Here is a 2,209-nt window from a genome sequence, read left to right as displayed (position 1 = left end):
CCTGTCAGCCAGCAGCGTTCTGGCTTTGGGGAAAGCCTCGATCATCAGCGCTGCGCCCTTGCAATCATTCATCTGCCCTTCGCTGAGCAGCATGATCAGCGGTCGTCCCCTGCCATCGCAAACAGCGTGCAACTTGGAGTTTAGCCCCCCTTTGGTGCGTCCGATACGTCGGGGAACAGCCCCTTTTTAAACAAGGATGCGGCCGTGCGGTGCGCCTTGAGATGGGTGGCATCGATCATCAAGCGGTCCGGCTTGCCACCCTTGGCTGCCAGCGCCGCAAATATCTTATTGAAGACCCCCATGCGGCTCCAGCGGACGAACCGGTTGTAAATCGTCTTGTGCGCCCCGTAAGCCGCAGGCGCATCACGCCACCGAAGTCCGTTGCGGATTACGAAGATGATGCCGCTTATAATCCGCCGGTCATCGACCCACGACACTCCATGCGACAGTGGAAAATATGGCTCAATCCGCCGCATCTGCGCCGGCGACACCAAAACAAATCACTCATGGCAACGCCTCCTGACGTCGCCATTGACGCAACTCACCACTCGTCATGCAACCAATTTAATAGGTCCTGAGCCTAGGCCTCTCGATTCGCGCCGAGACGATCTAATGCGGATATTAATCCCATTTGGCCGATGGACCAGATCACGAGTCCTCGGTCGTCATCATGGATGCTGGAGGGTATGCCTTCAACTAGCGCGAGCGCTTCCTCTTCGGTCAACTTCCGTCCCGTCATGGCGCAGAGATAGGCATAGCTGGCGGGATGCTTGTCTCGGAGAAGATGCCAGATGTCATCGGATATGGAAGTCGCTCTCAAAGCTGCTTTGCTGATGATCCATCCTTCCGCGCATCTAGCTACAAGCTCAACAAGGACTTCGTCCAGGAACGAGGGCTCGGCCTGATAGGCTAGTATCTTAGCCGCTCGCGTACTGCGCGACTCGAGCCAATATTCGAATATCGCCCTGGCGTCGAATAGCGATTCGTCGGAAGCCATGGCTTTGAGCCATCTATCCGCGGTACCGCTCGTCCCGCGATCAATCCAACGTTCGAGCACCGCGTGCCGAGTTGGAAGGGGCAACCACGAATAGACGGCGGAGAGAAGCGCGTCCACGCGCGTTCGCAAGACATGATTTCCATCATGGAGCGATAGCGCTTTCTCAGCTAAATGTGAGAGCCGCTCCGCAAGCTCGCCATCAGACAAATGTAACAGCCTCAACAGCCTTCCGCGAAGGGCCATTCGCACGGGCGCGTCAGCTTCCAGTGTGTTGCAAATCGCCTCGCAGAGTTCGTCGAAGGTTAGGCAAGCAACGTAGGCATGGAGTAAGCTACGTTCTATTCCGTACGGTGCCGGATTTTGTGCGCAGACAAAGATGCGCTCCAATTTCTCGCTTAACAAAAACTCCATGCCAATCAGCTTATCGGATTCTGACAGGGAATTGCAAGGGCGAATGTCCGTTCACAATTGTAAATGCGGGTGCAACGGACAACCGCATTTGAGGCGAGTAATTGCTGATGTGCTTCATCTGAACGAACGGCCGAATCGCGCGCATCCAGAGCTATCCCAAAATGTCCGGCCGCTGTTACCGAACTGCCTTGGGTGTGATAGGTTGCGGAAGTGGCACGGATCAGCAACGCGCCGATGGACTACGAAGTCGTCAAAAGCATTGTCGATGAGGAGGAAAAGCGGGCGAAGCTATCGTCGGGGTAGACGAGTAACCCGAGTTTTTCTGACTATTCAATTGTATTAGTTTCGACTTGATCTGACACCGCTCCTTTTTCGGCTTAGCGAAACGGGAGCGGTGCAGGCTCTTGCAGAGCCATGTGGTTATTAGTTTCGATGGTGGTGCAATCCAACCTCAAAACGAAGGAAGCCACAATATTGCATTTTACAGATAAGATCATCAAACACAAAACAGGCCTGTTAAATCTGGCGCAAGAACTTGGCAATGTTTCGAAAGCCTGTCAGGTGATGGGGCTGTCGCGTGATACCTTTTATGGTTATAAAGCCGCCGTTGAAGACGGTGGTTTTGCGGCATTAATCGAACGCACAAGACGTAAGCCCAATCTTGCAAACCGTGTCGATAATGCAACTGAACAAGCGGTTCAGGGTTTTGCCCTTGAATTTCCAGCCTATGGTCAGGCACGAACGTCCAATGAACTGCTCAAACTGGGGATATTTATCTCACCCTCTGGTGTGCGTTCCGTC

At 53.8% G+C, this 2,209-nt stretch carries 2 protein-coding genes and 1 pseudogene; 1 reads left to right on the top strand and 2 read right to left on the bottom strand.

From position 1 onward, the window contains the following. Both ACSTTO_RS00015 and ACSTTO_RS00010 read right to left on the bottom strand, forming a co-directional pair. Positions 1–508: pseudogene (locus ACSTTO_RS00015) on the bottom strand (IS5 family transposase); the annotation flags it as partial. Positions 509–580: 72 nt separating this feature from the next. Beyond that, positions 581–1,408, bottom strand: coding sequence for a hypothetical protein (locus ACSTTO_RS00010; RefSeq protein ID WP_439271081.1), 828 nt, complete (start codon positions 1,406–1,408; stop codon positions 581–583). 432 nt (positions 1,409–1,840) lie between these two features. Between ACSTTO_RS00010 and ACSTTO_RS00005 the strand changes: the two genes are divergently transcribed. Next, positions 1,841–2,209 (top strand): helix-turn-helix domain-containing protein (locus ACSTTO_RS00005; protein WP_439271082.1); only part of this gene is annotated, 369 nt, incomplete at its 3' end.

This window comes from Pseudochrobactrum albidum, from assembly GCF_051851455.1.
Lineage (GTDB): Bacteria > Pseudomonadota > Alphaproteobacteria > Rhizobiales > Rhizobiaceae > Pseudochrobactrum.
Note: the sequence above shows the minus strand (reverse complement) of the source record. Positions and strands in the feature narration are given on the sequence as shown.

Coding starts and splice junctions, on each gene's coding strand:
- ACSTTO_RS00010 (WP_439271081.1), bottom strand. CDS start 1,408: ATGGAGTTTTTGTTAAGCGAGAAATTGGAGCGCATCTTTGTCTGCGCA.